Raw genomic sequence first — 5239 nt, 5'->3', positions numbered from 1 at the left:
CCGCAATAAAGGGGATAAATAAGCAGATACATAACAGTTTGGCTCTGTAGTTCAGGGTCAAATTTTGTTTTTGCCGGAATGCTTGAGAAACAAGATTTTTTGCGCTAAGGTCAGCTTTGGGTTCATACACAATAGACTTGTTGGGACAGGAATGATTCTTCTTTCTTGTATAGTCTTTTCGTTTGTTTTTAGCAGTGGGAGTCTGTCCCACCGCCTCAGGCGGCAGATAAAGCTTCCGTAGGAAGTGTCAGAAGCTCCAGCGGAGCTATGGAGGCGGCACTTTGGATGGGTGGGATTTTGGCTGTGCGCCTTACTTAAAAGTAGCTGGGAAGCCCGCCTGTTCAGATAGGAACAAGTTCATTCAGGGAACTGTTTTATTTTTGTTTGTAAAAGCTTTCATAAATTTTTGTTTATCTGGCCAGAGTGTAGTATAATAAAGTAAGGGTTGCTCATACTCAAAGAAAAACCAGTCTGAAAACGGCTAAAATCTTAGAAACGGGATTGCTGGAAAGGGGCCCCCAGACCTTTTCGTCATTCAGCGAATCTGCCGGCATGAAGCGATTCTTGCCGACGGCATTGCCAGCTGTTGCTGACACCTTCCCGCTTGTTTCGGCTTCTCTGTCAGTCAGAGCGGCGCAGCTGATTTTACCCGCCTTGCTAGTGGGGATAAAGGAGAAAAACATGAAAGAAAGTCGGCATAGAGTGATTTTGCAGGAACTGGATCAAACCGGTGTTGTCTCTGTCAAAAATCTGAAAGAATTATTGGATGTTACGGATATGACGATTCGCAGGGACCTGATTGATTTGGAAAAGCAGGGCCTCCTGACGCGGGTCCATGGCGGAGCGCATAAGAAAGTCAAGGATGCGCTCAATGAAGTGTCTCATTCGGAAAAGCAGATGATCAATATTGAAGAAAAGAAGCTGATTGCCAAGAAGTGCGCGGCTCTCATTTTGAACGGTGACACAGTCTTTATCGGTTCTGGGACAACGACTGATTTTATCAGTGATTATCTGGATGGCAAAAGCATCAGCATCGTGACCAATTCTCTGCCGATTTTTGAAAAGCTCAAAGATCGGCCCAATCTTGACCTAATCCTGATTGGCGGACGCTATCGGGTCAAGACCCAGACCTTTGTCGGCCAGTTCGCCAATAATCTCCTGAAAGAAATCAAGGTGTCTAAGGCCTTTATCGGGGTGAATGGGATTGATGGCCACAATGTCACCACGACGAATGAAGAAGAGGGGAACGGCGATGCCATTATCCTCAACAATGCTATTGAAAAATACATCGTTGCGGATAACAGTAAGTTTGACAGCTATTCTTTTTACACTTTCTACCGTCTGGACAATATTGATGCCATTATCACGGATGAAAATCTGTCACCGAAAGTCAAGGAAAAATACAGTTCCTATACCAAGGTTTTATAATTCTGCAAAGAGGCTGGGGCAGGCTCTCATGATGACTGTGCTGTCATGGGGTCTGTCCCACCATTTTTTAGACGGGCAGAAGAGTCTGTGCGCCCGTTCGAATCGTAGCGTTTTTTTCTAAATTTTTCAAAAGTTATTGACAAAATACTATTTGCATGATATAGTAGATAGGTAATGCTGATTTAGCTCAGTAGGCAGAGCGCATCCATGGTAAGGATGAGGTCGCCGGTTCGATCCCGGCAATTAGCATCTTATAGGACAAGCTTGGGTTTTCCAGGCTTTTTTCTTTGCCAAAAAATGCTCTGCTATTTTCCAAAAGCTGACACTGAGAGAGGTAAAGCCAAGCAGAATATGATATAATGGAAATAATAATAGTTCGTTGCTTTTGCCTTGCCTGTGCAGGCGGAGGGGTGGGTTATTTCAAAAAGGATGAAGATTGGCTATGTATATCGAAATGGTAGATGAAACGGGTCAGGTTTCGGAAGAGATTCTTAAACAGACTCAGGAAATTTTGGAGTTTGCTGCCCAGAAAACGGGCAAGGAAAAGAAGGAAATGGCTGTGACTTTTGTCAGCAATGAGCGCAGTCATGAACTCAACTTGGAATACAGAGATACAGATCGGCCGACAGATGTGATTAGCTTGGAGTATAAGCCTGAGCTGGACATCGCTGTTGACGAGGAGGATTTGCTGGACCATCCTGAGCTAGCTGAGATGTTGGAGGATTTTGACGCCTATATCGGCGAGCTGTTCATTTCAGTGGACAAGGCGCGTGAGCAGGCTGAAGAATACGGCCACAGCTTTGAGCGGGAGATGGGCTTTTTGGCGGTGCATGGATTTCTGCATATCAACGGCTATGATCACTATACGCCGGAAGAAGAAGCAGAAATGTTTGGTTTACAGGAAGAAATTTTAACTGCTTATGGACTCACAAGGAAATAACAAACGCAAATGGAAAAACCGAGATGTGGTCTCGAGTCTGGAATTTGCTTTAACCGGTATTTTTACAGCCTTTAAAGAGGAGCGCAATCTGCGCAAGCATGTCCTTTCGGCTCTGGCAGTGATAGTTGCGGGACTGATTTTTGACTTGTCCGCGATAGAATGGCTCTTTCTCTTTTTGAGCATTTTTTTGGTCATTGCCTTTGAGATTGTCAATTCTGCCATTGAAAATGTCGTAGATCTGGCCAGTGATTACCACTTTTCTATGCGGGCTAAGAATGCCAAGGATATGGCAGCGGGAGCTGTTCTGGTCGTGTCTGGCTTTGCAGTTGTGACGGGACTGATTATTTTTGTTCCCAAGATTTGGGATTGGTTTTTTTGAGAGCTTGAAAATCGGGGGCAACCGCCGATTTTCTGCTGTTTTACTGGAAATATAGAGGTAAATTTATGACATTTAAATCAGGTTTTGTAGCTATTTTAGGCCGTCCCAATGTGGGCAAATCAACTTTTCTCAATCATGTCATGGGGCAAAAAATCGCTATTATGAGCGATAAGGCCCAGACTACCCGCAATAAAATCATGGGCATTTACACGACAGACAAAGAGCAGATTGTCTTTATCGATACACCGGGCATCCACAAGCCCAAGACGGCTCTGGGCGACTTCATGGTGGAGTCAGCCTACAGCACCCTGCGTGAGGTGGACACTGTCCTCTTTATGGTGCCGGCGGATGAAGCTCGCGGCAAGGGTGACGACATGATTATGGAGCGCCTGAAAGCTGCCAAGGTACCGGTTATTCTGGTGGTCAATAAGATTGACAAAGTCCATCCGGATCAGCTTTTGGCGCAGATTGATGACTTCCGCCAGCAGATGGACTTCAAGGAAATCGTGCCGATTTCGGCCCTGCAGGGCAACAACGTTTCGCATCTGGTTGACATCCTCAGTGAGAATCTGGAGGAAGGCTTCCAGTATTTCCCAGCTGACCAGATTACCGACCATCCAGAGCGCTTTCTGGTGTCAGAGATGATTCGGGAGAAAGTGTTGATGCTGACGCGGGAGGAAATCCCCCACTCAGTCGCGGTGGTCGTTGACAGTATGAAGCGGGACGAGGAGACCGACAAGATCCATATCCGAGCGACCATCATGGTGGAGCGGGACAGCCAGAAGGGCATCATCATCGGCAAGGGCGGTTCCATGCTCAAGAAAGTTGGCTCCATGGCTCGGCGCGATATCGAGCTCATGTTGGGGGACAAGGTTTTCCTAGAGACCTGGGTCAAGGTCAAGAAAAACTGGCGGGACAAGAAGCTGGACTTGGCGGATTTTGGCTATAATAAGAAGGAGTATTGAACTTTCCCGGACACATCAGAAAGGGTGGTAGAAGATGCCGCAGTTATTTATCGAAGAAAGCGGTCAGGAAAATGCGAAAAGCATCATCTTTCTGCATGCCTCAGGCTCCAGCAGTCAGATGTGGCGGCATCATCTGGCTGCCCTTGAAAATGATTTTCATTGTATTGCTGTGGATTTGCCGGGTCATGGTAAGAGCAGCGATATAGAATGGACAGACTTTGATGAAGTGACCGACATGCTGGCTGCTATTATCAGGAGCAAGGCCCATGGCAAGCCGCATCTTGTCGGGCTTTCTCTAGGCGGCAGTCTGATTCTGAAATTATTAGAAAAAGATGCGGAGCTCGTTGATAAGGTTATCGTTGACGGAGCAAGCCATCAGCCGATTAAGGGCTATCGCAGGGTTATTGTTATGGTGTACCTGATGTCCTTGTTGAAAAATAGGAAGCTTATGGCCAAGCTGATGACAAAGATGATGCAGAAAGACGGAGTGCCCAAGGAAGAGTGTCAAGTTTTTGTCGGGGATTTGCAGAGGGCCGCACGGAAGTCCTTTCGCCGAGCCATGTCACAGGCCAATAGGCTAAAGGTTCATGCAGACTTTGACAATCCTGCCTTTTTCGTTTCAGGTGGGAAGGAGTCTGCGACTATTCATGAATCTCATCAGATGCTGGCGCAGAAAAATGCTTGGTCTGAATGCGCCTCTTATCCTAACAAGGGGCATGCTTGGCTTTTTAGTGATGTGGAGACACATATTCAGCTGCTGCGCTATTTCTTTCAAAACGCTGCCTTTCCGGAGAAATTGAAGCGCTTTGACTAATCATCAAACAGTCTAAAGATGTTGAAAAGCTTTGATTTGTTAGGCTGTGGGACAGTCTCCCATGATGGCTGCATCCCCCCACAAACGGGGGAGTCTTTGATAAGCTGCCGTATAAAACTCTTTGATTTCCAAGAGCAAGGAGTTAATCAACTGACTTTGGATTGTGAGCTAGAGAATACGGTCAGTCAAATCTTCCATGAACATGCAGGTTTTCGGGAAGCGAGCTGTAGGGTTTATGACATATTTGATTTAGAATTGGGAAGGGGAGATATTCATGCCAGAATTACCAGAGGTAGAAACGGTCCGGCGCGGTTTGGAGCGGCTGGTCCTGGGAAAGACCATAGAGAGGGTCAGGGTCCGCTATGCCAAGATGATTGGGACGGGAGTGGATGCTTTTGTGCGGGACCTGCCGGAGCAGACCATTGAGTCTGTTGGCCGGCGGGGCAAGTACCTGATTTTACATCTGACGGACTGGGCCTTGATTTCTCACCTGCGGATGGAGGGCAAGTATCTTTTTTATCCTGATGCGGTGCCTGAGCGTAAGCATGCCCATGTCTTTTTTGACTTTACAGACGGTGGGACCTTGGTTTATGAGGATGTCCGCAAGTTTGGAACTATGGAGTTGCTGGGCAAGGGCCAGCTGGAAGCCTATTTTGCGGATAGAAAGCTGGGACCTGAGCCGACAGAAGCTGCCTTTCTCTTGCAGCCATTTG

6 protein-coding genes and 1 tRNA gene are annotated in these 5239 nt (G+C 46.9%); all 7 read left to right on the top strand.

Features of this window, described 5'->3' with window-relative positions; genetic code table 11:
- Positions 1-681 precede the first annotated feature (681 nt).
- Positions 682-1428, top strand: coding sequence for a DeoR/GlpR family DNA-binding transcription regulator (locus STRDD11_RS08890; RefSeq protein WP_128837023.1), 747 nt, complete (start codon positions 682-684; stop codon positions 1426-1428).
- 176 nt (positions 1429-1604) lie between these two features.
- Positions 1605-1677 (top strand) — tRNA-Thr (locus STRDD11_RS08885).
- Between the two features lie 193 nt (positions 1678-1870).
- Positions 1871-2368 carry an rRNA maturation RNase YbeY gene (gene ybeY / locus STRDD11_RS08880; RefSeq protein ID WP_125434438.1) on the top strand — a complete coding sequence of 166 codons (498 nt, stop codon included), beginning with the start codon at positions 1871-1873 and terminating at the stop codon, positions 2366-2368.
- Entirely contained in the window at positions 2349-2747 is a 399-nt protein-coding gene (locus tag STRDD11_RS08875; protein WP_128837022.1) for a diacylglycerol kinase family protein, read from the top strand. Before ybeY ends, STRDD11_RS08875 begins: the two co-directional genes overlap by 20 nt.
- 65 nt (positions 2748-2812) lie before the next feature.
- Positions 2813-3712: a GTPase Era gene (era, locus tag STRDD11_RS08870; RefSeq protein ID WP_128837021.1), complete on the top strand. Its 900-nt coding sequence runs from the start codon at positions 2813-2815 to the stop codon at positions 3710-3712.
- A gap of 34 nt (positions 3713-3746) precedes the next feature.
- On the top strand, positions 3747-4526 hold the full coding sequence (locus STRDD11_RS08865; RefSeq protein WP_128837020.1) for an alpha/beta fold hydrolase: 780 nt from the start codon (positions 3747-3749) through the stop codon (positions 4524-4526).
- Between the two features lie 274 nt (positions 4527-4800).
- Positions 4801-5239, top strand: a 439-nt coding sequence (locus STRDD11_RS14490) for a DNA-formamidopyrimidine glycosylase family protein (protein ID WP_277592831.1), incomplete at its 3' end; no start/stop codon positions are given.

It is taken from the genome of Streptococcus sp. DD11 (assembly GCF_001578865.1).
GTDB lineage: Bacteria > Bacillota > Bacilli > Lactobacillales > Streptococcaceae > Streptococcus > Streptococcus panodentis.
This window is presented reverse-complemented; position numbering and strand designations above follow the sequence as displayed.